Source organism: Kribbella sp. NPDC051137, from assembly GCF_040682535.1.
Classification (GTDB): domain Bacteria; phylum Actinomycetota; class Actinomycetes; order Propionibacteriales; family Kribbellaceae; genus Kribbella; species Kribbella karoonensis.
Genome location: NZ_JBFBBI010000006.1, coordinates 222,338 through 247,337 on the forward strand (window position 1 = coordinate 222,338; position 25,000 = coordinate 247,337).

The window sequence follows — 25,000 nt, forward strand, 5'->3', positions numbered from 1 at the left end:
GGTTTTACGGTGAGGACCGTATTCCCGCCCCCGGCGCGAGGAGCAGGCGATGCGCAAGCTCGGATTGTTGCTGGCTGCAAGCAATTTGGTCATCGGCCTGCTCTCGGCAGGTAGTCCGCCGGACGGTGTGTTCCAGGACTTCGAGAGTGATGCCGACCTGCAGGGCGCGACCGTCACGCTCCCCCAGGCCGACAGGATCGAGCGCACCGCGGACCCGACGCACGGCAGCTCGGGCCTCAGGTTCACGATCGGCCCGGCCAGTACGCCGGGCGCGAGCGCTTCGTCCGGCATCAACCTGTACGCCGGTACGCCGAGTCTCCCGGTCTCCGACTGGTCCGGGCACGCCGTCCTCGGGTTCGACTTCTTCACCGAGCAGGACTACACGACCGTCGGCCGGATCACGGTCCGCGACCGCTCGAACAAGGCGTGGGGCGTCGACTACCCGATCCGGGCCCGCGACTGGACGCCGATCGACCTGCAGCTGAAGACCATCGCGGCGGCCGGCGTCGACATCAGCCGGATCGCCTACATCGGCTTCTCGATGCCGCGCTCGACGACACCGGTGGTCGGCCACTACGACGCGTTCCGGCTGGTCGACAGCTACCCGTACGACGAGACGCCGTACGCGAACCAGGCGGCGACGCAGTTGCTCCGGCTCGCGGACTTCGACGGCGTACTGAGCAAGCTAGGCACCCAGCTCAAGGAGCTCCGGACGGACAACGCCAAACTGCGGGCGCAGGTCGACGCGGCGGCGAAGCAGTGCGCGGAGCTGCGGCAGCAACTCGGGCCGATGACCTACGCGCAGTACAAGCCTTTCAATGCCGCCGTCGCCGCGCTCCAGCGGACCGTGCCGCGGCTGGCGGACACGATCCAGGCGTGGGCCCACGACCAGAAAGCGGATTTCGGGCTGGAGTCGGCGGACTCGATGACGCTGGTATACCCGAAGGACCTCCCGTTCACCTCGACCGGTACGGCGCCTACGGTGTCGCTGACCCGTGGCGAGTACGAAAACGTGCAGGCCGTCGTACTGCCGTTCGCCGAGCCGCTGACCGGCGTACAGGCGCGGGTGACCGCCGTACCACCGGGTCTGCAGGCGACCGTGGCACCGGTCGGCTCGCTGAACGTGACGCCGACGAACGTGTACCACCGGCCGACGTACGCCGGGTGGACGCCGGACCCGATCCGCGACGATCTGACGGCGGTCGACGTACCGGCGGACTCTTTCCAGCCGTACTGGATCCGGCTGAAGGCCGCGCCGACCGCCAAGCCCGGGACGTACCACGTGAAGGTGACGTTCTCCGCGGCCGGCAAACAGCCCCGGACGATGACCGTCGCTGCCAAGGTGTGGCCGGTGACCGTGCCAGACTCACCCAAGCTCAACACGTCGTTCCAGTTCACGCCCGCGATCGTGAACGACCTGTACGGGATCACCGACCCGGCCGCACAGGAGGCGACCAAGCACCAGTACTGGTCCTTCCTGCACGACTACAAGATCGAACCCGACCAGCTCTACACCTGCACCTGCATCCCCTCAAACGCGAACCCGGTGATCGTGCCGACCCCTGTCGACGACGTGCTGTACATCCGCGACCACTACGGCCTGCGCGACTTCAACGCGTTCTACCTGTGGGCCGGACTGCTGAACCCGTCCAAGCCCGAGACCTGGCAGGCGCAGATCGACACGTGGATCGCGCAGCTGCGGACCGCGATGGACAGCTACCGCGCGGCCGGTGTCGACAAGTACGCCTACGTGTACGGCTTCGACGAGGCCGGCGGGCCACTGCTGGAGGCGGCCAAGCGAACGTTCGCCGCGGTGAAGCAGGCGTTCCCGGACCTGCCGATCATGACCACGCTACGGGACAACTCGATGGGCGTCGACACCGGACTGACCGGGCTCGTCGACATCTGGGCTCCACAGCAGGACCTCTACAACCAGGCGGTCGCCGAGCGCACCCGTGCTCGCGGCGACCAGGCCTGGTGGTACCCGGACATCGCGACCGGTTCGCCACTGCCGAACTGGTTCAACGGCTACCCGCCGATCGACACCAGGACGTTGGCCGGGCCAATGTCCTTCAAGGCGGGCGTCGAGGGCATGCTGTACTACGCGACGAACCGCTGGCTGCGCTCCGACCACGCGAACCAACTGCTGGTGAACGACGGCATCCTGTCCGCGTGGAAAGCCGGTACCTTCAACGGCACCGCCGGCGACGGCTCGATGTTCTACCCTGGCCCGAACGGACCGATGGCGTCGATCCGGCTGGAGAACTTCCGCGACGGCATGGAGGACTACAACCTGCTCTGGTTGCTCCGGCAGCGCCTGCAGACCGACACGCACATCCCGCCCCCCGTGCGCGCACACGCGACCGAGTTGCTGTCCGCGAACGCCGTGGTGACCGACCAGCGCACCTTCACCGAGGACCCGGTCCGGTACCGGGCCTGGCGTACCGACGTCATCGCTACGTTGGTGGGTCTAGAGTGACTGCATGGCTGACCTTTTGACCGACGACCAGATCGACGTCGCGCTGCGCGACCACCTGCCGAACTGGAAGGTCGTGGACAACGAACTGGTCCGGAGCGTCAAGAGGGACAACTTCCTGGACGGCATCCGCCTGGTCGCGACCGTCGCCCAGCTGGCCGAGTCGATGAACCACCACCCGGACATCGACATCCGCTACACGACGATCACGTTCCGGGTCAGCAGCCACGAGGCCGGCGGCATCACCGACGACGACCTGGTCCTCGCCCGCCACATCGACACCGCCGCAGGCTGACCGCTTTACGTCATGGCGCCTGTCGGCCAGGGCAGGCGCTGGCTCGTGGTGCCCGCAATCCCTTACATCTAAGGGATGACTCCGATCACGAGCGCGCTGACCGTCCTGCTGACACTGCTTCCGCCGACCCCTGGCTTGTCCTGGAACCAGCCGCACTGCGACAAGGTGTACGGCGACGGCTCGGTGACCATCACCCGCACCGACGGCCAGGTGCTCGCGCCGACGACCGGCACGCTGCAGGCCGTCACATACGCGAAGGTCGCCGCGCTGCAGGAGCCCAACACGCTGATCAGCATCGGCCAGCGGTCGATCCAGCGGTCCAGCGACGCCGGCTGCAGCTGGCAACTGCTCGACAAGTCGCCTGACGACCTCAGCACGTACGACGTCCAGCCCGGGCCGGGCGACTCGGCGTACATCTACAGCGTCAACGACCAGCCGATCTATCGCGTGCACGGTTCGCAGGTCACCTCGACCCTCGGGCCGGTCCAGTGGAACGGCCTGGCGGCGCTCGACGCCCGCGCCGGGCGGTTGCGCGCGGTGTCCACGGACGGGCAGATCTACGACTCCACCGACGACGGCACGACCTGGCAGCGGATCGGCGTACCGGCAGCCGCCGATCTCTTCCTGTACGACGCGGTGGTGGATCCGCGGAACCCTGATCACATCGTCGTCGGGGTGATGTCGGACGGCGTCTACACGACGTACGACGGCGGCCGGACCTGGACGCGGGCGCGGGCGGTGGAGCGGGTGAACGCGTTCAGCCTGACGATCTCACCGGCAGATCCGTCCAAGGTGTGGCTGGAGGGGTACGACCGGGACCGCTCGACCCGGTTCATCTGGCAGTCCGACGACGGCGGGCTGAAGTTCCGCGAGGTCCTCGACCAGTCCCGCGCCGACCTCGTCAACGGCAACCGGATGTGGGCCTCCCCCGTCGACCCGGACCTGCTCTACTTCAGCTACGGCACATCCTTCGCCAACTTCGGCGCCGACCTCTACCGCTTCGTCCCCTCCACCGGAGCCCTCACCAAACAGCACAACCAGAACGACGGCATCCCCTCCCTCGCCTTCAACCCTGCCAACCCCAAGATCCTCTACCTGGGCCTCGCCGAGGAGCGGTAGGCGGACCTCCAGCACTCACCAACGCGGCCGAAGGACCCGTGCCGGCGCCGCGCTGAGCGTGCGCGGCTCCGGCTGCGGCGGGTTGGTGAGTGCCTCAGGTCCGCTCCTGACGCAGTCCGATCAGCACGCCTTCGGTGTCGCGGACGTAGCTGAGGCGGCCTACGCCTGGGAGTTCCTGGATCTCGCCGACCGGCGTGCCACCAGCCGAGCGCACGGCGGCCAGCGTTGCTTCGAGGTCGTCGACTTCGATCCAGGCGATCGTCGGCTGCGACTGGTAGCGGTTGCTCATGATCGCTCCGTCGATCCCCTCACCCGAGCCGGTCCGCGCCACGAGATAGCCGTTCGGCACGGGTGCCGGGGCCACCTCCCAACCGAACACCTTCGTGTAGAACTCCGCCGCCCGGTCGTGGTCCTCGGCAACTATCTCGACATGGATGATTCGTCCCATACCCACGATCGTGTAGGCACGGCGGCTATTCGTCTTGGACGGATCTTTCATGCATCAGCGCCGCGATCCCGTTCTGCACCGCGAGGAACGTCGTCGCGCTGACGCCGGTGTACTTCTTGAAGTCCCGCGCCGCGTGCGCCTGGTCGTAGTACCCGTGCAGCGCGGCCAGCGTCGCCGCCGCATCCGCCGGACCGCCCAGCAGCCCGCCGACGAACTCGTAGTACCGGATGATCTCGGCGTACTGCTTCGGTCCGATCCCCACGCTCCGCCGGAACAACCGATACAGCGTGCTGTACGACGTCCCGCACCGCCGCACGACCTCCGCCACCGCGACCCGCCCACGCAGCTCGTCGATCGCCCGCACCGCCTCCACCACCACCTGCGGTACGTCGACCCCGGTCAGCCGGGCCGCCAGGAACCCCGCCAGCCGCTCCGCCCGGGCAGCCCCGAACGGCACCGCCCGCAACTCCCCCAGCAACCCGGCCACAGCCTCGGCACCGGCCCACTCCGATAGCTCCCGCACCGAGTCCACCAACGCCGGCAACCCGAACGCCGCCAGTCCCCACGGCGTGAACTCGACGCCGACGTAGCTCGACGTACCGATCTGCCCGAGCACGTGCGGCCGGGTCATCACGCCGAACACCGACCCCGAGTTCACCCACTCGGCGCCCGTCACCGGATCGTGCCGCGTCCCCGGATCCGCGAGCGCGATCGCCAACCCGGGGCGCCCGTTCGGGATCAGGATCTCCCGCCGGACCTCCGGCAGCGGCGCGGACTCGACCATCCAGACATGCTCGACCACACCCTGCAACCGCTCCGGCACCGGAAACCGCTGGTAGCTCACGCCTCAGATCGTAAGGTTCTGGCCGCGGTTACATCGGTTACCGTTGACCGGTGACGACTGCTGAGGAGTACCGGCTGCTGGGGTTTTCGGAGCTTGATCGGGAGGCGGCGGAGGCGTTCAGGCCGGATCCGGTGGCAGTGAAGGATCTCGCCGACCAGCTCCGGGCCGCGGTCGGCAAGCTCGGCAGCGAGCCCGAGCCGACCTTTCCCGAGGACCCGCGGAACTCGGTCCAGGCGTACCTCGACACCGTCCCGGACATCCGCCGGTTCCACACCGAGCGCGGCATCCCGGACGAGATCAGCTGGGCCTCGCTCGCGGATCTCGGCCAGCAGCTCAAGGTCAACCGCCGTACGCACGGTGACTACGGCCTCGAGACGCACTGGTGGCTGCGGCACTTCTGGAACGGCCAGATCTACTCGCTCGGCCGGCTGCAGTACATGCTGTACGAGGTCACCGAGAAGGACCCGGTCCCGGGTGTCGAGACCGGCGAGTGGGTGATCGGCGTCCACATCCCGGAGATCGGCCCGCTGACCCCGGAGCTGGTCGACGACAGCCTGCAGCAGGCCCGCGAGTTCTTCCCGCGATACTTCCCGGAGCACCCGGTGCGGATCGCGACGTTGTGGTCGTGGCTGATCGACCCGTACCTGCTGGACCACCTGCCGCAGGACTCGAACATGGTGAAGTTCGGCCGCCGGTTCACGCCGTACGGGACGCCGGTCGACAGCCAGGACAGCGCGATCTTCTTCACGTTCCGTACGCACGGCACCGATCACCTCGACGAGCTCCCGCAGGACACCACGCTGCAGCGCCTCGTCGTGCAGCGGATCAAGGACGGCGGCACCTGGCAGAGCGGGTTCGGCTACCTGGAGCTATGACCGCCCGGGTACGCCGTTCTTGGCCAACCAGCTCGCGAGTTCCATGTTCGACACGCACCGGACGTCGGGCTGCTTGCACGTCTCCAGCACGAACTGGGTGAGCGCGTCGGAGTACACGCTGTTGTTCCAGTGGTTGAAGTGGTTGCCGAGGAACAGCGGCGGGTTGTCGCCGGCGCGGGACTTGGCAAGCGTCTGCCGGTACGTCGCGAGCACCTGCGCCTTCATCGCCGGCGCCTGGGCGACCGGCGCCCGCTTCGCCTTGGTCTGCGAGTACCAGAGGTTGTAGTCCATCGTCAGCGTGATCTTCTTCGTCCCCGCGAGCGGAACCGACTCGAGCGGGAAGTTCCAGACCCCGTTCTCCTTCTTCGGCCAGGCGAGGTAGCCGGGCGTGGAGGCGTCGTACAGCATGCCGCGGCGGACCATCGCGGCCCGGTAGGCGGCGCGGTTGCCCTCCAGGCACGGCGTCCGCATGCCCTTCACGGTCGACGGGTCGAACGGCGGCTGGACGGTCTTGCCCGCGGCCAGCGTCGGTCCGGTCCGGACCATCCGGTCGAACGCGTTCAGCTCGGCGGTCCACTGCGCAGTCGTCCAACGGCCGATGCCGTCCTTGCCGCAGAAGTGCCCGTTGGCGTGCGTGCCGATCTCGTGGCCCTCGGCGATCGCCTCCCGCAGTACCTTCGTGCGGCCGAGGATGTTCGCGGTGTCGCCCCACCCGATGTCGGACGCGCCGGGCTTCTTGTACGGCGGTTTGTAGTCGGTGCGGTGGTCCTCCGGGTAGAGGTACGGCCCGGACAGGAAGAACGTCATCCGCGCGTTGACCTGCTTGGCGACGGCCCGCCAGTGCGCCCAGAGCCCGAGGTCGCCCGCGCCGTCGAACGAGACCACGACGAACAGCGGCGGCTTCCCGTTCGGCAGCCGCGCCGGGAAGGACCGCAGCACCGGCGCCGCCGCCGGAAGTTTCGGCGTCGAGGGTGTCGACGCGCTTGGCGTGGTCGGCTTCGGCGACGGCGTCACACCGGTCCTGGGAACCGTGTGTTTGCTGGGCTTCGGAGCGCCCTCCAGCGGTACGTCGGCACATCCGGCGACGACCGCCGCGACGACAACCACAGCGGCCGCGAGGTTCACCCCAGGCCTCACCACCTGTCTACTGACGCACGGAAGGGCGGAAAGGTTGGTTCAGGACACGCGCTGGTGCCGGAACCCGGGTGGGGATCGTTAGGCGCCTGTGATCTTCGCGGCGCGCCGCCGGTTCGCGATCCGGCGGGACGTCTCGATGACGAGACCGATCACCGCGGCCAGCCCCAGGCTGAACGCCAGCCCCTTCAACTGGTCGTGCGCGAACGCGTCGCCGCCGAGGTAGCCGAGCATCGCGACGTACGTGTACGCGATCGTGACGCCGAAGAACGTGAAGACCAGGAACTTCTTGAACGAGTACCGGGTCGCGCCGGCGGTCAGCGTCGCGACCATCCGCGCGCCGGGGATGTAGCGGACCGTCATCAGGATCAGCCCGCCGCGCTGGTGCAGCGCCCCCGACACGCGGTCGTAGAGCTGCTGGCGGCGCTCCTGGCGCTTCATCCAGCGGTGCAGCGCCGGACCGGAGCCACGGCCGAGGAAGTAGCAGAACGACTCACCGATCACCGAGCCGGCCATCGCGACCGCGATCACGAGCGGCAGGTTCTGGTGGCCGGCGGCCGCGGCCATACCGGCAGTGATCACCATGCCCTCGCTGGGCACCACCGGGAACACCGCGTCGACCGCGGCGGCGACGAACAGGATGAGCAGCAGCCAGTGCGAGGCCATCGCGGTGCTCAGCAGGTGCCGCGCGACCTCCATCATCTCCGTCACCCCGAAAGGATGCCATTCCCGGTCAAACTCGCGGCAGTCCCGGCGTCGTCATTCACCGGATGTTCAGAGCAGCACCGGCAGTTCGCGGATCGCGTTCATCAGGAAGCTCGGGTTCCGCGGCGGGTCCTGCTCCGGTACGGCGAGCCGCAGCCGCGGGAACCGTGCGAACAGCAACTCCAGCGCGATCCGCCCCTCCAACCGGGCGAGCGGGGCGCCGAGGCAGTGGTGGATCCCGTGCCCGAACGCGAGATGCCCCGAGTCCGCGCGGGTGATGTCCAGCTCGTCGGCCCGCTCGACCTTCCGGACGTCGCGGTTCGCCGGCAGCAGCGCGAACACGATCACCTCGCCGGCCTCGATCCGCCGCCCGGAGACGTCGATCGGCGCGCGGGCGACGTACGGGATCGCGGCCTGCAGCGGGCCGTCGTACCGGAGCAGCTCCTCGACGGCGGCGGGCAACCGCTCGGGCTCGGACTTCAGCAGCTCGAGCTGGTCCGGATGCCGAAGCAGAGCGTGTACTCCGTTACTGATCAGGCTGACCGTGGTCTCGTGCCCGGCCGCGAGCAGCAGGAACACCATCGACGTGAGCTCGTCCTGGCTCAGCCGGTCCCCGTCCTCCTGTACGGCGATCAGCCCGGACAGGAGGTCGCCGGTCGGCGCCCGCCGTTTCTGCGCGATCAGCTCGTGCACGAACTCGCGCATCAGCGTGATCGCCTCGACGTACTCCTCCGGGGTGTGCACGGCCGCGTTCACGAACACCGACGACCAGCGGCGGAAGTCGTCCCGGCGGACCGCGGGGATGCCGATCAGTTCGCAGATCACGGTGATCGGTAGCGGATAGCTGTACGCGTCCACCAGGTCCACCGGGCCGTCGGCGCCGGCCATCTCGTCGAGCAGACCGGTGGCGATCTCGCGGATCCGCGGCTCGAGCGCCTCGATCCGGCGCCGGGTGAACGCGGCCGCGACCAGCTTGCGGAGCCGGGTGTGGTCCGGCGGGTTCAGGTTCAGCATGTGTAGCTCGGTGCTCGCGATCAGGTCGTCCATCACCGCGTCCCGGTGCGGGCCCTCCATCGACGACCGCACCACATCCGGATGGGCGAGCAACTCGCGGGTCTCGGCGTACCCGGTGACGAGCTGGACCGGGACGCCGGTGAACATCGTGAAGCGCTGCACGGGCCCGGTGGAGGCGAGGTCCTCGAAACCCCAGTGCCGGGCGATTCCACTGGTCTCGGTGAACGGCTGCCGCATGCGGCCAGCGTACGGGCTTGACAGGACACTTCACCATTTGGTGAAGTATTGCGGGTGCTGACGACCACCTTCGGGGCACTCGCGGATCCGACCCGGCTGGCGATCGTCGGCCGGCTGAGTCGCGGCGCGGCGACCATGGGTGAGCTCGCCGAGCCGCACCGGATCACGCCGCCGGCGATGACCAAGCACGTCCGGGTGCTCGTCGACGCCGGGCTGGTGCACCGCCGGCGGGTCGGCCGGACGGTGGTGTGCACGCTCCGGCCGGAGGCCATCTCCGAGGTGCAGCAGTGGCTCGGCGACCTCACGACGTACTGGAACAGCACCGTTGACCGGTTGGAAGAGCTCTTACGGGAGGACGGCGATGGACACTGAGATCCGGATCGAAAGGGTGCTCCCGGCAACGATCGAGCGCGTGTACGACGCCTGGACGCGGGCCGAGCTGCTGGTCCGGTGGTACTGCCCGAATCCGCGGCTCGAGCTGAAGGTGCGGGCGGACGTGCGGCGCGGCGGGTCGTACGTCGTGGAGATGGGGCCGCACGTGGTGCGCGGGACGTATCTGGAGGTCGAGCCGCCGACGCGGCTGGTGTTCAGCTGGCAGTGGGACGGGGCCGGCGACGAGCCGACCCGGGTCGAGGTCGAGCTGACCGAAGTACCGGACGGCACCCGGATGCGGCTCAGCCACACGGGGTTCGCCGACGCCGAGGACGCCGCGAACCACCGGATGGGCTGGGAGCCGGAGCTCGACCGCCTGGTCGACCTGCTCGGCGTCCGGCAGCCCGGACCGGCAGCCGGTCGACGATGACCACGAGTACGACGGAGAGCTGACCGGCGGTCACAGGACCAGCGTCGCCCGCCGACGCAAAGGTCGAGCCCCGGGCGGCAACCCGGGGCTCATGTCGGATGGATGGACAGTTTGGCGGAACTCAGCTGCCGGACTTGCGCCGGAACTGGCGCTTCTGCTTGTCGTTGTGCGCCTCGCCGACGCCCTGCCCGCGGGTCCCGCTTCCGGGGTGCGAGTGGTTGCCGGCGTTCTTCTTCTCGAGCGCTTCCCGAAACTTCTTCTGCAGATCGTCCGCCGGCTCGCTGGACTTTTCGCTCATACCGTCTCCTTCAAACCGTAGGCGTACGCACCCAAACTAACCGAGGGTGAGTACCGCAGGCGAGTCAATACCGGCCTGTGGAAATCCCCGGCCACGGCGACCGCGGCGCTGTTAGCGTTCGGAGTACCGCCGAGGGAGGGACGACGAAGTGCTGGTGAGCAACGAGGCGCTGCTGGGGATCGCGCTGGTCGAGCTCGGCCTGGTGATCGTGCCGGGGCCGAACATGATCTACCTGATCTCCCGCTCGATCGCGCAGGGCCGCCGGGCCGGGCTGATCTCGCTGGCCGGCGTCGGCCTCGGCTTCCTCGTGTACTTGCTCGCGGCAAGCGCCGGCCTCGCGACCCTGTTCGCGCTGGTCCCGGAGATCTACCTGACGCTGAAGCTGGCCGGCGCGGCGTACCTGCTCTGGCTCGCCTGGCAGGCGTTCCGTCCCGGCGGTACGTCGGTGTTCGCGACGCAGGAGCTGGTACCGGACCGCCCACGCAAGCTGTTCGGGATGGGCCTGCTCACCTGCCTGCTGAACCCGAAGATCGCGATTCTCTACATCTCGCTGCTCCCGCAGTTCCTCGACCCGTCCCGCGGGCACCTCGGCCTGCAGAGCCTGGTCCTCGGTCTCGGCCAGCTGACTGTCGGCGTGGTGATGAACGCGGTGTTCGTGATCACTGCCGGCTCGATCGCGGTATTCCTGTCCCGCCGCCCGTCCTGGATGCGCATCCACCGCTACCTGACCGGTACGGCGCTCGCCGTGTTCGCGATCCGCCTCGCCACCGACCGCGCCCGCCCCCTCGCGACCCACTGAACCTGTCGGCCCCGCCGACTACCGTTGCGCGGGATGACCGATTTCGCCACCTCCTCGATCCGTCGGCTGGTCGCCGCGTGGGACCTACCGCTCGTCTGCGAACGAGGCCTCCCCGCAGTCACCACGGAGTACCTGCGCGACACCTTCCACTGGTCCCGGGCGGAGCAGGCCACGCGTGCGCTGACCTCGCACTTCGCCTCGGCCCGGTTCGCCGACGAGGTCGAGTACGGCGTACTGCTGGTTCCCGATCCGTCCAAGCTGGACACCCGCGCCCCTCTCCCCCGCGAGCTGACGGCGCCGGATGTGTTCGACGAGCGCCTGCCGGCCGGGGTCGCGCTGCCGGGTGACGGTCCGTGGCGACTGGTCGTGAGCGTGATCGGGTCGTACGGCCCGTCGCTCGGGAGTTACAACGACGTGCTGGCATCGGACGGCTTCGTCGTCGACGGGCAGGACACCCGCACCTGGATGACCCGCCAGGTCTGGGGCGCGCGTGTGTTGCAGTGTGGTCCGACGCCCCCGGACTGCGAGCACAACGAGCGCTGGACGTTCACCCTCTTCCCGGGCGAGCCGCTCGTCGACGGACAGGCCGAGTCCGGGACGGTGCTCAAGGGCAAGGTCCGCTTCCGTCTCGGCAAGCCGGACCGAGGCATCGGCTCCGCCCGGGTCGCCCCTGCAGTCCTGGTCTAAATCGTGTGCGCCCGCGGCGAGGCCGCCGGAATACTGATCGGCGTGATGCACGAAGGACAACTGGACGTATCGGTCGAGCTCGTCGAACGCCTCGTCAAGGAGCAGTTTCCGGAGTGGAGCGCCCTCGCGGTCCGCGCGGTGCCGTCGCACGGGACCGTCAACGCGGTGTTCCGGATCGGCGACGACCTGACCGCGCGGCTCCCGATCCAGCCCGGTGATCCGGAGGCGGTGCGGCAGGAGCTCGAGAACGAGGCCGAGGCGGCGCGGCGGTTGCGCGCGATGTCGCCGTACCCGACGCCGGAGCCGGTCGCGCTCGGCGCGCCGGCCCCGGACTACCCGCTGCCCTGGGCGGTGCAGACCTGGGTGGACGGGACGATCGCGTACGACGCCGACGTGGCCGGCTCCACCGCGTTCGCCGAGGATCTCGCGCGGTTCGTGCTCGCCCTGCGGGCACAGCCGACCGAGGGGCGGACGTTCGACGGGCACTGGCGCGGCGGGGTGCTGTCGTCCCAGGACGAGTGGGTCGCGGAGTGCCTGGAGCACAGTCGCGGCATGATCGACGTGGACGCGTTGACCAGGCTGTGGGCCGACCTGCGCACGACGCCGCGGACCGAGCCCGACGCGTGGACCCATCGCGACCTGATGCCGGGCAACCTACTGGTCGAGGACGGCCGGCTGGCCGGGGTGATCGACGTCGGCATGTTCACGGTGTCGGATCCCGCGATGGACCTGCAACCCGCCTGGAACCTGCTGGACCCGACAGCGCGGGCGGCGTTCCGGACCGCCCTGGGCAGCGACGACGCCGAGTGGCGACGCGGGATGGGCTGGTCGTTCGCGCAGGCGATCGGCTGCCTCTGGTACTACGTCGAGACCAATCCGGTCATGTCCCGCACCGCTCACCACACGCTGACCGCCTTGCTCAAAGCTTCCTAGCCACGAACACGTACTCCTTCCCCGGCCGATCCGGGGCCTCCCGCACGTCGTCGACCGCGAACCCGGCCGCGGTCAACGACTGCTCCACCTCGTCGCGCTCGCGGAACCACAGCGTCGAGTCTGACGTGAGTACTGCGCCGTCGGACGAGAAGATGTAGGTCGCGCGGAAGGTCACGTACGGCAGCTTCACCTCGGCCAGCTCGGTCCAGACCTCGACTGTCTCGTCGCCGATCTTCCGTATCTGGTGCGTGTTCTCGCGGGTCCATTCCTCCCACCCACGCCGCGCCGGAACCCGCGTCTCGAACACGAATCGCCCGCCGGGCACCAGCGCCGCGTGGATCCCGCGCACCGTCGCCGCCCACTCGTCGGCGGTGAGGAACACCTGCGCCACGTTCCCGGTCATCAACGCCAGCTCGACCTGCAACGGCGGCAGCGTCGTCGCGTCCCCGTGCAACCACCGCACCCGCTCGGCAAACTCCTTGCCTCGGGCAACCTCCAGCGAAGCCTCCGCCGGATCCACCCCGGTCACGTCCACTCCGGCGCTCGCCAGCAGACAGGCGAGCTCACCCGTCCCGCACCCCACATCCAGCACCTGCCCGGCGCCGAACTCCTGCACGATCGCCGAGTAGTGCTCCAAGTCTCCGCGATCAGGATCCAGCGCGTCGTAGATCGCCGCCAACCGAGGCACCCCGAACAAGGCATCAACCATGCCCGCGACGCTAACCCGCCCCGCGCAACGTCGGCGACTGTATTTCAGGACGTTGCGCCGGAGTACCTCCGCAACCCGGCCCGCCAGGCGAGCACCGCCAGCCCGGCCGCCCCGCCCGCTGCTGCCACCCCAGCGACCAGGACACCAAGCTGAGGCCCGCGCAGGAGTGCTCTGGACGGAATGCTGGCGATCAGGGCCATCGGGAAGACGTACGTGAGGATGATGCGGAGTGGGCGGGCGAAGACGTCCGTCGGGTAGCGGCCGAGCTGCCAGGCGGAGTGGTAGAACACGTCCAACTGCAGCTTCGGCGCCCAGAACGCCAAGCAGGCCAGCAACACGCTCAACGCCCAGGTCACCACGATCCCCGCCACGACCAGCAACAGCCAGCTCGCGACCCCGCCGACCGATGGCAAGCGATCCGCGATCCCCCATCCGAGTACGGCGAAACCGAGCACGACCTGGATCAGCTGCAACGGCGACGACAACGACAAACTGGACAGGAAAAGACTGGACGCCGGCTGCAACAGGTACCCGTCGAGCTTCCCGTTCCGGATGCCGGTCTCCGGGAACCACGACAGGTTCGGATCGATGAACGCCGACCGCAGCCCGGTGATCAGCTGATACGTCCCGATCAGCACCAGGAACTGCGCCTTCGACCAGCCCGCCAGCGTATCCGCGCGGGTGAACACGATCAGCACCGCCGCGATCGCCGTACCCAGGCCCGTGAACGCCAGCAGGACGTCGAAGAACAGGTTGATCCGGAACGCCACGCTCCGCCGCAGCGACATCGAGAACCCCGCGCCGAACAGCCGCAACAGCTTCACGATCCCACCGCCGTGTACCGCCGTACGCCGGCCCGCCACAAGACCACGACCCCGCCCACCAGGACCACCACCCACGCCAACTGATAACCGACCGCGCCGGCCCCGACTCCGGCCGCGACCGACGCCGGCAATCCGTTCATCCCGTAGAACGGCAACACCTCCGCCACTCGCCGCCACCCGGACGGCAGCACGCCGATCGGCGCCGCCGTACCGCCGAGCAGGAACATCACCTGCCCGCCGAACCCCACCACCGCGTGCACCCGATCCGTCCAGAACGCTGTCAGCGACAGCAGGAACGTCCACAAGAACACGAGCACCGCAGCGAGGACGAGATACGGCAGCGCCCGCAGCACCGCCCACCAGTCGAACCCGACCCGCAGCCCCACCGCCGTCACCAGCACGACAGGTGCCCCGAGCAACGTCAGCCAGGCGCGGACCGCGAGGTTCGTCCCGATCACGCCCAGCACCACCGGCTGCGGGCGGAGCAGCTCGTGGCTCAGCGTCCCGTCGTAGATCCGCTCGGAGAACGTGTGCTGCTCGAACGACTCGGTCATCAACGTGACCAGGATGACCGCGACGTAGTACCGCCCGATCGCCGGATCCCCCGGGTACACGGCCGACCAGACGAACAACCCGATCAGCGGCGCGACCACGGCCTGCACCACGAGCGTCAGCAGAAACCACCACGCGCCAGACCACTCCAGCACGTCCTGACGGAGCCGGAACCCCAGCAGTACCGCGGTTCTCATCGCAGCCCCTCCCGGTACGCCTGGTCGATGACCTTCTCCAGCGGCGGCTCCTCGACCGCGAGATCGACCACCTCCAGCGCCTGCAGCAGCCGGCCCGTCGTACCGGCGACCTCGTCCCGCGGCACCCGCAGTACCCACTGGCCGTCCGCCTTCTCGACCACCTCACCGAACGCGGACGGGTCGTCACCGGTGGAGATCCGGATCAGCTTGTACGGCGTCAGCCGCGCGGACAGCTCCTTCAACGGGCCGTCGTACTGCACGTGGCCGTGGTCGATCAGGATCAGCCGTGGGCAGAGCGAGGCGACGTCGGCCATGTAGTGGCTGGTCAGGAGTACGGTCGCGCCGGTCTGCTCGACGTACTCCTGGACGAACGCGCGGATCAGGCTCGCGGCGCTGACGTCGAGCCCGATCGTGGGCTCGTCGAGGAACAGGACCTCCGGGCGGTAGACCAGCGCCATCGCGAGACCGACCCGCATCCGTTCGCCGAGGCTGAGGGCACGGAGCTGGCGTTCGACCAGCGGTTCGAGGTCGAGCAGCTTCGCGAGGTCGGCGAGGGTACTGCGGAACGCCGGGCGCGGGACGTCGTACAACAGCCGCTGGTACTCCAGCGAGTCCATCACGGTCAGCTCCTGCGAGCCACCGACCGGCTGGCTGCCGCGGACGAACGCGATCCGCTTCAGGAACGGCGACCGGCGGTGCCAGGGGACGCTGCCGAGCACCTGCACCCGGCCCGACGTCGGGTGCAGGATCCCGCTGAGGATCTTCATGGTCGTGGTCTTGCCGGCACCGTTCGGGCCGATGAAACCCGCCACTTCGCCGGGCGCGATCCCGAACGAGATGTCGTCGAGGGCCTGGACGGTCTTGTACTCACGGCGTACCAGCGAACGGAAGGCCGCCCGCAGCCCGCCCTTGCGGACGGGGGCTCGGTAGGACATCGAGAGGTTTTCCACCTCGACAGCAGTCATGGGGCGACCGTAGAAACAAAAGACGCCCAGCTGTGGCTTATTTTCCTGCGATACTCGGGAGATGCGCGCGGAACGGCTCCTCCGGCTGCTCCTGCACCTACAGACGCGCGGCCGGACGACGGTCGACCAGCTCTCGCAGGCGCTGGACGTATCGCCGCGGACGATCCAGCGCGACCTGGAAGTGCTGAGCCTCGCGGGCGTTCCGGTGTACTCGATCCGCGGGCGCGGGGGCGGGTGGGCGCTGCTGCCGGACTACCGCAGCCGGCTGACCGGGCTGACGCCGTCCGAGGTCATGTCGGTGTTCGTCGGCGCGACCGCGCACGTGCTGGCCGACCTCGGGCTGGACGCGTCCAGCGACCTCGCCGTCACGAAGCTGATCGCCTCGCTCCCGGAGGGCACCCGTCGCGAAGCGGAGTACGCCCGCCAGCGGCTCCTGATCGACCACGCCGGCTGGGACGACCGCCGCGAAACCCCTCGCTGGCTCGACCTCTGCCGCCAAGCCGTCTGGGAGGAACGCCACCTCAACATCACGTACGGCGAACCATCCGAGCGCGGGCCGTTCCCTGTCGCGCCGCTCGGGCTGGTGGCGAAGGCGCGTACCTGGTACCTGGTAGCAGCCCGCACCGACGGCCGCCTACGCACCTACCGCCTGTCCCGCCTGACCTCCGCCGAGCTGGGCGACCCGTTCACCCGGCCGCCCGGCTTCGACCTCGCCGCGTACTGGGCCCAGTCCCAGCGCGAGTTCCAGGCCTTGCGCTCGTCGTACCCGATCGTCCTCAAGGTCCGCGACCACGCCGTACGCCGCTTCCGCCCGACCCAGCCGATGCTCCCCACCGACGACGGTTGGTGGATCGTGCACGCCGACCTCGAGAACGCCGACGAAGCCCAAGCCGCCGTCCTCGCCCAAGCCGGCGCCGCCCAGGCCCTGGCTCCACCAGAACTCGTCGCGCTGGTCCACAAGGCCGCCGAGCGCCTCGCGCACTCACACCGCCAGTCCTGAAGCCGGCGCCGGGCGGTTACTTCGGCAGGGTGAGGATCTCGGGGCCGTCGGCGGTGATGGCGATGGTGTGCTCGGTGTGGGCGGTGCGGCAGCCGGTGACGCTGCGGAGGGTCCAGCCGTCCTCGTCGGTGACCAGCTCCGCGGTGTCCTGCATGACCCACGGCTCCAGCGCGAGCAGCAGACCGGGGCGCAGCTTGTACCCGCGCCCGGGGCGCCCGGTGTTCGCCACATGCGGGTCCTGGTGCATGGTCGACCCGATCCCGTGCCCGCCGAACTCGGTGTTGATCGGGTACCCCGCCGCGCTCAGCACGGTCCCGATCGCGCGCGAGATGTCCCCGACCCGGGCATCCGGCACGGCGGCCGCGATTCCCGCCTCCAGCGCCCGCCGGGTGGCGTCGATCATCGCGAGATCCTCCGGCGCGGCGGTCTCGCCGACGACGAAGCTGATCGCCGCGTCCGCCGCGATCCCGCCCAGCGACACGGCCAGGTCGAGCGTCAGCAGGTCTCCGTCCGCGAGCTTGTAGTCCGACGGCTTCCCGTGCAGCACGGCGTCGTTCACCGCCGTACAGATGTAGTGCCCGAACGGTCCGCGCCCGAACGACGCCTCGTAGTCCACGTAGCACGACTGCGCGCCGGCCCCGAGGATCAGCTCCTTGGTCCACTGGTCGATGTCCAGCAGGTTCGTCCCGACCGCCGTCCGGCTCTTCAGGTCCTGCAGGATGCCGCCGACCAACGCGCCGGTCTGCTTCGCCTGCGCCAACTCACGGGTGTCCAGGATCTCGATCATGCAATAACTATACCGGCCATATTATCCCGGTACTATTATCGGATCATGGTCAGGCTCCCGCTCACCCCCGCGGAAGTCGAGCGCGGCGAACGCCTCGGCGCGCTCCTCCGCCGCGCCCGCGGCAACCGCTCGATGCTGCAGACCGCCCTCGACGCCGGCGTCTCCCCCGAGACCCTCCGCAAGATCGAGTCCGGCCGGGTCGCCACCCCCGCCTTCCCCACGATCGCCGCGATCGCCGACGTCCTTGGCCTCTCCCTCGACACCCTCTGGTCCGAGGTGACCCAGCCGGAACGCCTGGTCTCCTAGCCGTGCCAGGGGTGCCCTTCGGTCACCAGCGCGGGGTCCGTACGAGCGTCGTAGCGCCGCAACCAGTCCGGTACGACGCGCACAAGCGAGAACCCGTCCGCCAGCGCCCGCGCCCCCGGGAACTGCTCGAGGTAGACCTTTCCACAGGCCTCCCGCTCCGCGCCTGCGAGCACCGCCGCCACCCCCTCGACCTGTACCGACACGCCGTCGTCCCACCCGATCACGACCGCAACGCGTGCGTTGACCCGGATGTTGGCGACCTTCCGCGCCACGGTGTACGTGTCGAACAGCACGTCACCCGCATCGGTAACAGCCAAACCAACCAGTGCGGCTTCCGGGCTGCCCTTGGCGTCGACCGTCGCGACAACTCCCTCCCGCGCCTCCCGAACGAAGGCCACGAACTCTTCACGATTCATGGGTCCATTGTTTCCTGTGTCCCGAACCGGTAGCGTCAAGCCAGCGCGGCCGAGGCGCACCTGGAGAGTCCGGAAAGGGCCATGCCCACTCGTTCATCGACCATGGATGAACTCGAGAACCTCAGGAAACGCGCGAAACATCTCGTCCGCCAGCACCGCGCCGGTGCCTGGCCGGTTGCCGCACGGCTGCGGCTCGCGTTGCCTCGGTTTGCCGGCCTGACCGATCGCGAGGTGCTCGCCGCGGAGTTCGCTCTGCACGAGGCCCAGGAGGTCGTCGCGTCCGAACTCGGGTTCACGTCCTGGTCCGACCTGAAGGAGAACCCACCGATGCCTGTCACCGACACGTCCACGCCCCGGCTTCAGCGAGCGAGCGCGCAACTGTTCGTCACGGACTTCGCCCGCGCGATGACCTTCTACCGCACCCTGCTCGGATTCGACGTCGTCTTCACGTACGGCGAGCCTCCGTTCTACGGCGAGGTCCGCCGCGGCGACGCCGGCTTCAACGTGCGCCACGTCGACGAGTCACCCTTCGTCCCAGACGTGCGCGAACGGGAGCAGCTACTGTCCGCGTACATCGCGACCACCAACGCCAAGGACCTGTTCCTCGAGTTCCAGGCCGCCGGTGTCGAATTCCAGGAGCGCCTGCAACTGAAGCCATGGGGAGCCAACGAGTTCGTCGTCCGCGACCCGGACGGCAACCTGATCCTCTTCGGCACCCCCGCCGGCTAAACGTCGAAGGAGCCCGACGACGTCGCCGTCTCTCCCCCAACCTCTTTTTCTTTTCTCAGACGTTGAAGCGGAACTCGACGACGTCGCCGTCCTGCATCACGTAGTCCTTGCCTTCCATCCGGACCTTGCCGGCGGCGCGGGCGGCGTTCATCGAGCCGGCGTCGATCAGGTCGTCGAAGGAGACGATCTCGGCCTTGATGAACCCGCGCTGGAAGTCGGTGTGGATCACCCCGGCCGCCTCCGGAGCGGTCGCTCCGCGCTTGATCGTCCAGGCGCGGGACTCCTTCGGGCCCGCGGTCAGGTACGTCTGCAGCCCGAGCGTGTCGAAACCGACCCGCGCGAGGACGTCGAGGCCGGGCTCGTCGATGCCCATCTCGGTGAGCATCTCGCGGGCCTCGTCCTCGTCGCCGAGCTCGACCAGCTCGGCCTCGAACTTGGCGTCCAGGAAGATCGCCTCGGCCGGCGCGACCAGGTCCCGCATCTTCTGCTTGAGCTCTTCGTCGGCGAGTTCGTCGGCGTCGCAGTTGAAGACGTACAGGTACGGCTTCGCGGTCATCAGCATCAGCTCGCGGAGCGCGTCCCGGTCCACGTCGGTGGCGATGATCGGCGTACCGGCCTCGAGGTGCTTCTGCGCCTCCCGGACCGCGTCCAGCACGGCCGCGCTCTCCTTCTTCAGCCGGGCTTCCTTCTCCAGCCGCGGGATCGCCTTCTCGACGGTCTGCAGGTCGGCGAGGATCAGCTCGGTCTGGATCGTGGAGATGTCGTCGGCCGGCGAGACCTTGCCGTCGACGTGCGTGACGTCGTCGTCGCGGAACACCCGGGTGACCTGGCAGATCGCGTCCGACTCGCGGATGTGGCTGAGGAACTTGTTCCCGAGCCCCTCACCCTCGGACGCGCCGCGGACGATCCCGGCGATGTCGACGAACTGCACGGTGGCCGGAATCAGCTTCTGGGACCCGAACACCTCGGCCAGCTTGGCGAGTCGCGGATCCGGCACACCGACCACCCCGACGTTCGGCTCGATGGTCGCGAACGGGTAGTTCGCGGCGAGCACGTCGTTCTTGGTCAGTGCGTTGAACAGGGTGGACTTGCCCGCGTTCGGGAGTCCGACGATTCCGATGGTGAGTGCCACGGGAGGCAAGGGTACGCGGCGTGACCGATTCCTGCCCAACCAGGCGGTCGCGGGAAGCGTCAGGCACTGCGTGACCACGTGGACAGATCGGGCCGGAATCCCTTCACGCTTCGTGTTCGGCTGCCTGCAGTTGTGCCGGTTCGGGTGGCTGGAGGTGGTGTCCTGCCTGTTCCCGGGATTCCTGTTCGCGGGCCTGGCGATCTCGAAGTACGTCGAGTTGCCGATCGCGCGGTACGACGCGCTGCTGATCTACTGCCTCGCGCTGACCGTACTGTTCTGGGCGGTCCGGCTGGAGACCTGGCGCGAGGTGGCGGTGATCTTCGGGTTCCACCTCGTCGGGCTCGGGCTGGAGCTGTTCAAGGTCCGCGTCGGCTCGTGGGAGTACCCGGGCGACGCGGTGACGAAGTTCGGCGGCGTACCGCTGTTCGCCGGGTTCATGTACGCGGCGGTCGGCAGCTACATCTGTCAGGCGTGGCGCCGGTTCGACCTGCGGGTGAGCAACTACCGGCCGTGGCCGACCACGGTCCTCGCGGCGCTGATCTACGCGAACTTCTTCACCCATCACTGGATCCCGGACCTGCGGATCCCGATCGCACTCGGCCTGCTCGTCGTGTTACGGCGTACCTGGGTGTTCTTCACGGTCGGCGTACGGCGGTACCGGATGCCGCTGGCGATGGCGTTCGCGCTGATCGGGTTCTTCCTCTGGATCGCGGAGAACTTCGGCACCTTCCTGGACGCCTGGAACTACCCGGACCAGGTGAGTGTGTGGCGGCTCGTGCATCCGGCGAAGTTCGGCGCGTGGTCGTTGCTGGTCAGCATGAGCTTCGTACTGGTCGCGAGCGTGAAGGCGTTGGAGGGCCGGCTGTACCACCGCGGTACGCCGGCGACAGTCGAGATCTCACCGCAACATGACGGGGCCAACCATTCCGCGGGATGAGGCGTCTCTTGTGGTGTGAGGCGCTCCTGAGGGGGAGCACTGGGGAAAGAACCGCCTGAAATACAAGGGGAAACGCCATGACCCGCAAGCTGGCTGCATTCGTCACCACGATGGTCGCACTCGCCGCTCTCGGCGGCTGGCTGATGGCCACTGCGGTCGGGCAACAGCGGCAACCGCACGCGGTCGCCGTCACCACGAAGGCGACCACAGCACCGTCCGGTACGCCGACCAGTGCTCCCACTCCGAGCAGTACCCCCACGCAGCGGACGACGCCGGTCAGGCCGGTGCCGCCGAACCCGACCACATCTGTTGCCGGCGGCAAGAAGGTGCTGTTCCTGACCTTCGACGACGGACCGGACCCGACCTGGACGCCGCAGGTGCTCGCGACGCTGGCGAAGTACGGCGCGCACGCGACGTTCTTCGAGCTCGGCGAGATGCAGGGCGAACACCCGGGCCTGCGTGGCCAGGTCCTCGCCGCGGGCAACGCGATCGGCAGCCACTCGATCAGCCACCCGCAGCTGACCAAGCTGTCCGCGGCACAGCGGCACCACCAGATCTTCGACGGCCCGCGGTCCACCTGCTTCCGGCCGCCGTACGGCGCGACGAACGCGAAGGTCCGCGCCGACATCAAGGCCGCCGGCATGGTCCAGGTGCTCTGGGACGTCGACCCGCGGGACTGGGCCCGCCCCGGCACCAGCGTGATCGTGCACAACATCCTCACCCACGCGAAGAGCGGCCGGATCGTCCTGATGCACGACGGCGGCGGGAACCGCGCGCAGACCGTCGCGGCCCTGGAGCAGGTGCTGCCGGTGCTGAAGGCGCAGGGGTACACGTTCCCTGCGATGAACTGCCAACAGCGTTGAATTGACGGTATGGATGCTTCCCGGCAGCTGTACCGCCTCGTCTCCGGGTTCCAGGTGACGCAGGCCGTCCACGTCGCAGCCACGCTGCGACTGAGCGACCTGCTCGCCGAAGGCCCGAAAACTCTGACCGAACTCGCCGAGCTCACGTCAGCGGAGCCGTCCGCGCTCACACGCCTGTTGCGCGCGCTGACCGCACTGGGCCTGTACGAGGTCGACGACGACCGTTACGTGAACACCTCTCTGGGCGATGCGTTGCGGACCGACGCACCGCAGTCGATCGCCGGCTGGGCGCGGTACGTCGGCCAGGGCTCGCAGTGGCAGGCGTACGGCGCCCTGGAGCACAGCGTCCGTACTGGCGAGACGGCCTTCGCGTCGGTGCACGGCGAGTCGCTCTGGTCGTACCGCGACAAGCACCCGGTCGAGCGTGAGCTGTTCGACGCGGCCATGTTGTCGGTGTCGAAGACGCAGGCCGAGGCGATCGTGTCGGCGTACGACTTCGGCCGCTTCCCGACCGTCGTGGACGTGGGCGGCGGTCGCGGGCTGTTGCTCGGCGCGGTGCTGGAGCGGTACTCGTCGGTCGAGGGGATCCTGTTCGACCAGCCCGCGGTGGTCGCGGAGGCTGTCGTCGACTGTCAGGTGGTCGGGGGCAACTTCTTCGAGGAGGTCCCGTCCGGATCTCTGCATCTGCTCAAGTCCGTCCTGCACGACTGGGCGGACGAGGAAGCCGTCGCGATCCTTCGCACCATCCGCCGCGCGATGCCGGTCGACGGGCGGCTGCTGATCCTCGAACAACTGCTGGACCAGGCACCCGACCCCGTCCGCACGGCATTCACCGACCTGAACATGCTCGTCATGACCGGCGGCCTCGAACGAACCACCGCCGAGTACGCCGCCTTGCTGGCCGCCGCCGGGCTGCGGCTGACCCGGACGATCCCGACGTCCTCGGACATGTTCGCGCTCGAAGCAGAACCCGACCGGAACTGATCCGGCACTTTTCCGGAACTCCGGGCGCTTTCAGCACAAAACTGTCGGTGCGGTTCGGCACTATCGGTGACATGACCGGTACGACTGTGTTGCTGATCCTGCTCTTCCTGGTGGTCGGGCTGTTGCTGGGTGCTGTCTTCGGGGTGCTGTGGGTTCGCGGGCGGGACGGGGCACAGCTGGCGCGGATCACGGCGGAGCGGGACGCGGCCGAGGACCGGGTGGTCGAGCTGACGCAGGAGCGGACGTCGGTCGGGCAGCAGCTGGGCGGCCAGGCGGTCGTGAAGGAGGCGCTCGATCGCTTGCACGCGCAGCTGAATCAGCTCGAGCAGGGGCGGGCGGCGTGGCAGAGCCAGTTGCATCAGCAGGTCAACGAGGTGCGGATGAGCGGCGAGGCGCTGCGGCGCGAGACGGCGTCGCTGTCGACCGCGCTGCGCAAGCCTCAGGTCCGGGGCCGCTGGGGCGAGCTGCACCTGCGCCGTACGGTCGAGCTCGCCGGGATGGTCGCGCACTGCGACTTCACCGAGCAGACGACCACGTTCGGCGAGGACGGCGTACTGCGGCCGGATCTCGTGGTGCGACTTGCCGAGGGCAAGAATCTGGTCGTCGACTCGAAGGTGCCGCTGGCCGCGTTCCTGGACGCGAGCGAGTCCGACGACGCCGCGTTCCGCGAGGACCGCCTCCGGGCGCATGCGCGGCATCTGCGGACGCACGTCGACCAGCTCTCGTCGAAGGCGTACTGGACCCGGCTGTCTCCGTCGCCGGAGTTCGTCATCCTGTTCGTGCCTGGCGAGTCGTTCCTGTCCGCGGCGCTCGACGTCGAGCCGTCCCTGTTGGAGTACGCCGCCGAGCGCCGGGTGATCCTGGCGACGCCGACCACGCTGATCGCGACGCTTCGCGCGGCGGCCTACGCCTGGAACCAGTCGGCGCTGACCGAGTCGGCGCAGCAGGTCTTCGAGCTCGGCCGCGAGCTGTACGAGCGCCTCGGCACGATGGGCGAGCACCTCGGCCGGGTCGGGCGATCGCTGACGTCCGCGGTCGAGGCGTACAACGGCACCGTGGGCTCGTTCGAGCGCCGGGTCTTCATCACCGCACGAAAGCTGCGCGACCTCCACGTCACCGAGTCCGAACTGACCGCGATGGAGTCCATCGAGGCGTCCGTCCGCCCGCTCACCGCGCCCGAGTTCCTCGCGATCGACGAATCCCCCACCACTCGCCGCTGGCCCCCGTCCCAAGCAGGCTGACCCACACCGCCGGGCCAAGCTTGGTGGTTCGGACGGCGTTCCGGACGGGGATCGTCCGGAACCGCGGATAGCGTGCCCGGTATGGATACGACACCGTTGACGGGGCCGCCGGTTGCCGGGACTGAGGTCGACACGTTGCTGGGGGCGCTCGAGCGCAACCGGCGGACGTTTGCATGGAAGTGCGGCGGGCTGGACTCGGCCGGCTTGAACAAGGCGCATCCGCCGTCGACGGTCACGCTCGGTGGGCTGCTCAAACACCTGGCGCTGGTCGAGGACGAGTACTTCACCCGGCGCCTGCTCGGGAAGGACCTCGGCGCACCGTGGGACGGCGTCGACTGGGACGCCGACCCGGACTGGGAGTGGCACAGCGCGGCCGGCGATTCCCCCGAGGAACTGATGGGCCTCTGGGAGGCGTCGGTCGAGCGTTCGCGCGCCGCTGTCGCCGAGGTCCTCACCCGCGGCGGCGTCGACCAGCTCGCGAACTGGCAGGGCCGCAACGGCGACTCCCCCAGCCTGCGCTACATCCTGGTCGACCTGATCGAGGAGTACGCCCGCCACACCGGCCACGCCGACCTCATCCGCGAATCCATCGACGGCCTCACCGGCGAAGGCATCCCACCCCAGTAGCCCGCCCCGCCGAGTCGGGCCAGGCGGCTGGACGGTGTCGGAAAGCCGACAGTGATGGAGTGTTG

The 25,000-nt window shown here is 68.9% G+C and carries 30 protein-coding genes; 17 read left to right on the forward strand and 13 right to left on the reverse strand.

Annotation, left to right across the window (positions count from 1 at the left end):
• Positions 1–49 precede the first annotated feature (49 nt).
• From AB0M51_RS31600 to AB0M51_RS31610, 3 genes are all read left to right on the forward strand, one after another.
• Positions 50–2,479 carry a glycoside hydrolase domain-containing protein gene (locus tag AB0M51_RS31600; protein WP_363751685.1) on the forward strand — a complete coding sequence of 810 codons (2,430 nt, stop codon included), beginning with the start codon at positions 50–52 and terminating at the stop codon, positions 2,477–2,479.
• Between the two features lie 4 nt (positions 2,480–2,483).
• Positions 2,484–2,771 (forward strand): 4a-hydroxytetrahydrobiopterin dehydratase, encoded by a 288-nt coding sequence (locus AB0M51_RS31605; protein WP_344192939.1) that lies wholly within the window; start codon positions 2,484–2,486, stop codon positions 2,769–2,771.
• Between the two features lie 75 nt (positions 2,772–2,846).
• Positions 2,847–3,890, forward strand: coding sequence for a hypothetical protein (locus AB0M51_RS31610; RefSeq protein WP_344192937.1), 1,044 nt, complete (start codon positions 2,847–2,849; stop codon positions 3,888–3,890).
• A gap of 94 nt (positions 3,891–3,984) precedes the next feature.
• Here the strand turns inward: AB0M51_RS31610 and AB0M51_RS31615 are convergent, their stop codons facing one another.
• Together AB0M51_RS31615 and AB0M51_RS31620 are read right to left on the reverse strand one after the other, a co-directional pair.
• Positions 3,985–4,338 (reverse strand): VOC family protein, encoded by a 354-nt coding sequence (locus AB0M51_RS31615; protein WP_344192935.1) that lies wholly within the window; start codon positions 4,336–4,338, stop codon positions 3,985–3,987.
• Positions 4,339–4,363: 25 nt separating this feature from the next.
• A complete protein-coding gene (locus AB0M51_RS31620; RefSeq protein ID WP_344192933.1) occupies positions 4,364–5,182 on the reverse strand; it encodes an AraC family transcriptional regulator in 819 nt (272 codons plus the stop codon).
• Between the two features lie 50 nt (positions 5,183–5,232).
• Here AB0M51_RS31620 and AB0M51_RS31625 point away from each other — a divergent pair, with 50 nt between their 5' ends.
• Positions 5,233–6,057, forward strand: a complete 825-nt coding sequence (locus AB0M51_RS31625) for an acyltransferase domain-containing protein (protein WP_344192931.1) — start codon at positions 5,233–5,235, stop codon at positions 6,055–6,057.
• Here AB0M51_RS31625 and AB0M51_RS31630 read toward each other — a convergent pair.
• From AB0M51_RS31630 to AB0M51_RS31640, 3 genes are all read right to left on the reverse strand, one after another.
• Complete coding sequence (locus tag AB0M51_RS31630; RefSeq protein WP_344192929.1) at positions 6,052–7,194, reverse strand: hypothetical protein; 1,143 nt, start codon at positions 7,192–7,194, stop codon at positions 6,052–6,054. The genes AB0M51_RS31625 and AB0M51_RS31630 overlap by 6 nt on opposite strands.
• Positions 7,195–7,272: 78 nt before the next feature.
• Positions 7,273–7,893, reverse strand: coding sequence for a DedA family protein (locus tag AB0M51_RS31635; protein ID WP_344193524.1), 621 nt, complete (start codon positions 7,891–7,893; stop codon positions 7,273–7,275).
• Between the two features lie 72 nt (positions 7,894–7,965).
• The gene (locus AB0M51_RS31640; RefSeq protein ID WP_344192927.1) at positions 7,966–9,147 is read right to left on the reverse strand and encodes a cytochrome P450; all 1,182 of its coding nucleotides are present in this window, start codon (positions 9,145–9,147) and stop codon (positions 7,966–7,968) included.
• Between the two features lie 54 nt (positions 9,148–9,201).
• On the opposite strand from AB0M51_RS31640, the gene AB0M51_RS31645 reads away from it, so the two are divergent.
• Entirely contained in the window at positions 9,202–9,519 is a 318-nt protein-coding gene (locus tag AB0M51_RS31645) for a metalloregulator ArsR/SmtB family transcription factor (protein WP_344192925.1), read from the forward strand.
• Positions 9,509–9,949, forward strand: a complete 441-nt coding sequence (locus AB0M51_RS31650) for an SRPBCC domain-containing protein (protein ID WP_344192923.1) — start codon at positions 9,509–9,511, stop codon at positions 9,947–9,949. Before AB0M51_RS31645 ends, AB0M51_RS31650 begins: the two co-directional genes overlap by 11 nt.
• A 121-nt stretch (positions 9,950–10,070) precedes the next feature.
• Here AB0M51_RS31650 and AB0M51_RS31655 read toward each other — a convergent pair whose 3' ends face one another.
• Positions 10,071–10,247 carry a DUF5302 domain-containing protein gene (locus AB0M51_RS31655; RefSeq protein WP_344192920.1) on the reverse strand — a complete coding sequence of 59 codons (177 nt, stop codon included), beginning with the start codon at positions 10,245–10,247 and terminating at the stop codon, positions 10,071–10,073.
• A 154-nt stretch (positions 10,248–10,401) separates the two neighbouring features.
• Between AB0M51_RS31655 and AB0M51_RS31660 the strand changes: the two genes are divergently transcribed.
• From AB0M51_RS31660 to AB0M51_RS31670, 3 genes are read left to right on the forward strand one after another with little or no spacing between them, the layout of a single operon-like run.
• Complete coding sequence (locus AB0M51_RS31660; RefSeq protein ID WP_344192918.1) at positions 10,402–11,046, forward strand: LysE family translocator; 645 nt, start codon at positions 10,402–10,404, stop codon at positions 11,044–11,046.
• A gap of 33 nt (positions 11,047–11,079) precedes the next feature.
• Positions 11,080–11,733 (forward strand): hypothetical protein, encoded by a 654-nt coding sequence (locus tag AB0M51_RS31665; RefSeq protein WP_344192916.1) that lies wholly within the window; start codon positions 11,080–11,082, stop codon positions 11,731–11,733.
• 45 nt (positions 11,734–11,778) lie between these two features.
• Positions 11,779–12,666 (forward strand): aminoglycoside phosphotransferase family protein, encoded by an 888-nt coding sequence (locus tag AB0M51_RS31670; RefSeq protein WP_344193522.1) that lies wholly within the window; start codon positions 11,779–11,781, stop codon positions 12,664–12,666.
• Here AB0M51_RS31670 and AB0M51_RS31675 read toward each other — a convergent pair.
• Genes AB0M51_RS31675 through AB0M51_RS31690 form a run of 4 tightly spaced genes read right to left on the reverse strand, consistent with a single transcriptional unit; the run spans position 12,653 to position 15,913 of the window.
• The gene (locus AB0M51_RS31675) at positions 12,653–13,375 is read right to left on the reverse strand and encodes a class I SAM-dependent methyltransferase (protein ID WP_344192914.1); all 723 of its coding nucleotides are present in this window, start codon (positions 13,373–13,375) and stop codon (positions 12,653–12,655) included. The genes AB0M51_RS31670 and AB0M51_RS31675 overlap by 14 nt on opposite strands.
• 44 nt (positions 13,376–13,419) lie before the next feature.
• Positions 13,420–14,199: an ABC-2 family transporter protein gene (locus AB0M51_RS31680; RefSeq protein ID WP_344192912.1), complete on the reverse strand. Its 780-nt coding sequence runs from the start codon at positions 14,197–14,199 to the stop codon at positions 13,420–13,422.
• Positions 14,196–14,948 carry an ABC-2 family transporter protein gene (locus tag AB0M51_RS31685; RefSeq protein ID WP_344192910.1) on the reverse strand — a complete coding sequence of 251 codons (753 nt, stop codon included), beginning with the start codon at positions 14,946–14,948 and terminating at the stop codon, positions 14,196–14,198. The genes AB0M51_RS31680 and AB0M51_RS31685 overlap by 4 nt, the downstream gene beginning before the upstream one ends.
• Positions 14,945–15,913, reverse strand: coding sequence for an ATP-binding cassette domain-containing protein (locus tag AB0M51_RS31690; protein ID WP_344192908.1), 969 nt, complete (start codon positions 15,911–15,913; stop codon positions 14,945–14,947). The genes AB0M51_RS31685 and AB0M51_RS31690 overlap by 4 nt, the downstream gene beginning before the upstream one ends.
• Before the next feature lie 61 nt (positions 15,914–15,974).
• Here AB0M51_RS31690 and AB0M51_RS31695 point away from each other — a divergent pair, with 61 nt between their 5' ends.
• Positions 15,975–16,913 carry a WYL domain-containing protein gene (locus AB0M51_RS31695; RefSeq protein ID WP_344192906.1) on the forward strand — a complete coding sequence of 313 codons (939 nt, stop codon included), beginning with the start codon at positions 15,975–15,977 and terminating at the stop codon, positions 16,911–16,913.
• A 16-nt stretch (positions 16,914–16,929) separates the two neighbouring features.
• Here AB0M51_RS31695 and map read toward each other — a convergent pair whose 3' ends face one another.
• Positions 16,930–17,700, reverse strand: coding sequence for a type I methionyl aminopeptidase (gene map / locus AB0M51_RS31700; RefSeq protein ID WP_344192904.1), 771 nt, complete (start codon positions 17,698–17,700; stop codon positions 16,930–16,932).
• Between the two features lie 45 nt (positions 17,701–17,745).
• On the opposite strand from map, the gene AB0M51_RS31705 reads away from it, so the two are divergent.
• Entirely contained in the window at positions 17,746–18,006 is a 261-nt protein-coding gene (locus AB0M51_RS31705; protein ID WP_344192901.1) for a helix-turn-helix transcriptional regulator, read from the forward strand.
• Here the strand turns inward: AB0M51_RS31705 and AB0M51_RS31710 are convergent.
• On the reverse strand, positions 18,003–18,422 hold the full coding sequence (locus AB0M51_RS31710) for a pyridoxamine 5'-phosphate oxidase family protein (protein ID WP_344192897.1): 420 nt from the start codon (positions 18,420–18,422) through the stop codon (positions 18,003–18,005). The genes AB0M51_RS31705 and AB0M51_RS31710 overlap by 4 nt on opposite strands.
• 102 nt (positions 18,423–18,524) lie before the next feature.
• Here AB0M51_RS31710 and AB0M51_RS31715 point away from each other — a divergent pair, with 102 nt between their 5' ends.
• A complete protein-coding gene (locus AB0M51_RS31715) occupies positions 18,525–19,151 on the forward strand; it encodes a VOC family protein (protein ID WP_344192895.1) in 627 nt (208 codons plus the stop codon).
• A 55-nt stretch (positions 19,152–19,206) separates the two neighbouring features.
• Here the strand turns inward: AB0M51_RS31715 and ychF are convergent, their stop codons facing one another.
• The gene (ychF, locus tag AB0M51_RS31720) at positions 19,207–20,283 is read right to left on the reverse strand and encodes a redox-regulated ATPase YchF (RefSeq protein ID WP_344192893.1); all 1,077 of its coding nucleotides are present in this window, start codon (positions 20,281–20,283) and stop codon (positions 19,207–19,209) included.
• Between the two features lie 70 nt (positions 20,284–20,353).
• Between ychF and AB0M51_RS31725 the strand changes: the two genes are divergently transcribed.
• The 5 genes from AB0M51_RS31725 (at position 20,354) to AB0M51_RS31745 (ending at position 24,935) form a co-directional block, all read left to right on the forward strand.
• Positions 20,354–21,220 carry a DUF817 domain-containing protein gene (locus AB0M51_RS31725; RefSeq protein WP_344192891.1) on the forward strand — a complete coding sequence of 289 codons (867 nt, stop codon included), beginning with the start codon at positions 20,354–20,356 and terminating at the stop codon, positions 21,218–21,220.
• Between the two features lie 77 nt (positions 21,221–21,297).
• Complete coding sequence (locus AB0M51_RS31730) at positions 21,298–22,083, forward strand: polysaccharide deacetylase family protein (RefSeq protein WP_344192889.1); 786 nt, start codon at positions 21,298–21,300, stop codon at positions 22,081–22,083.
• Between the two features lie 9 nt (positions 22,084–22,092).
• Positions 22,093–23,067 carry a methyltransferase gene (locus tag AB0M51_RS31735; protein ID WP_344192887.1) on the forward strand — a complete coding sequence of 325 codons (975 nt, stop codon included), beginning with the start codon at positions 22,093–22,095 and terminating at the stop codon, positions 23,065–23,067.
• A gap of 71 nt (positions 23,068–23,138) precedes the next feature.
• Positions 23,139–24,308 carry a DNA recombination protein RmuC gene (locus AB0M51_RS31740; RefSeq protein WP_344192885.1) on the forward strand — a complete coding sequence of 390 codons (1,170 nt, stop codon included), beginning with the start codon at positions 23,139–23,141 and terminating at the stop codon, positions 24,306–24,308.
• 81 nt (positions 24,309–24,389) lie between these two features.
• Positions 24,390–24,935 carry a DinB family protein gene (locus tag AB0M51_RS31745; RefSeq protein WP_344192882.1) on the forward strand — a complete coding sequence of 182 codons (546 nt, stop codon included), beginning with the start codon at positions 24,390–24,392 and terminating at the stop codon, positions 24,933–24,935.
• Positions 24,936–25,000: the final 65 nt, after the last annotated feature.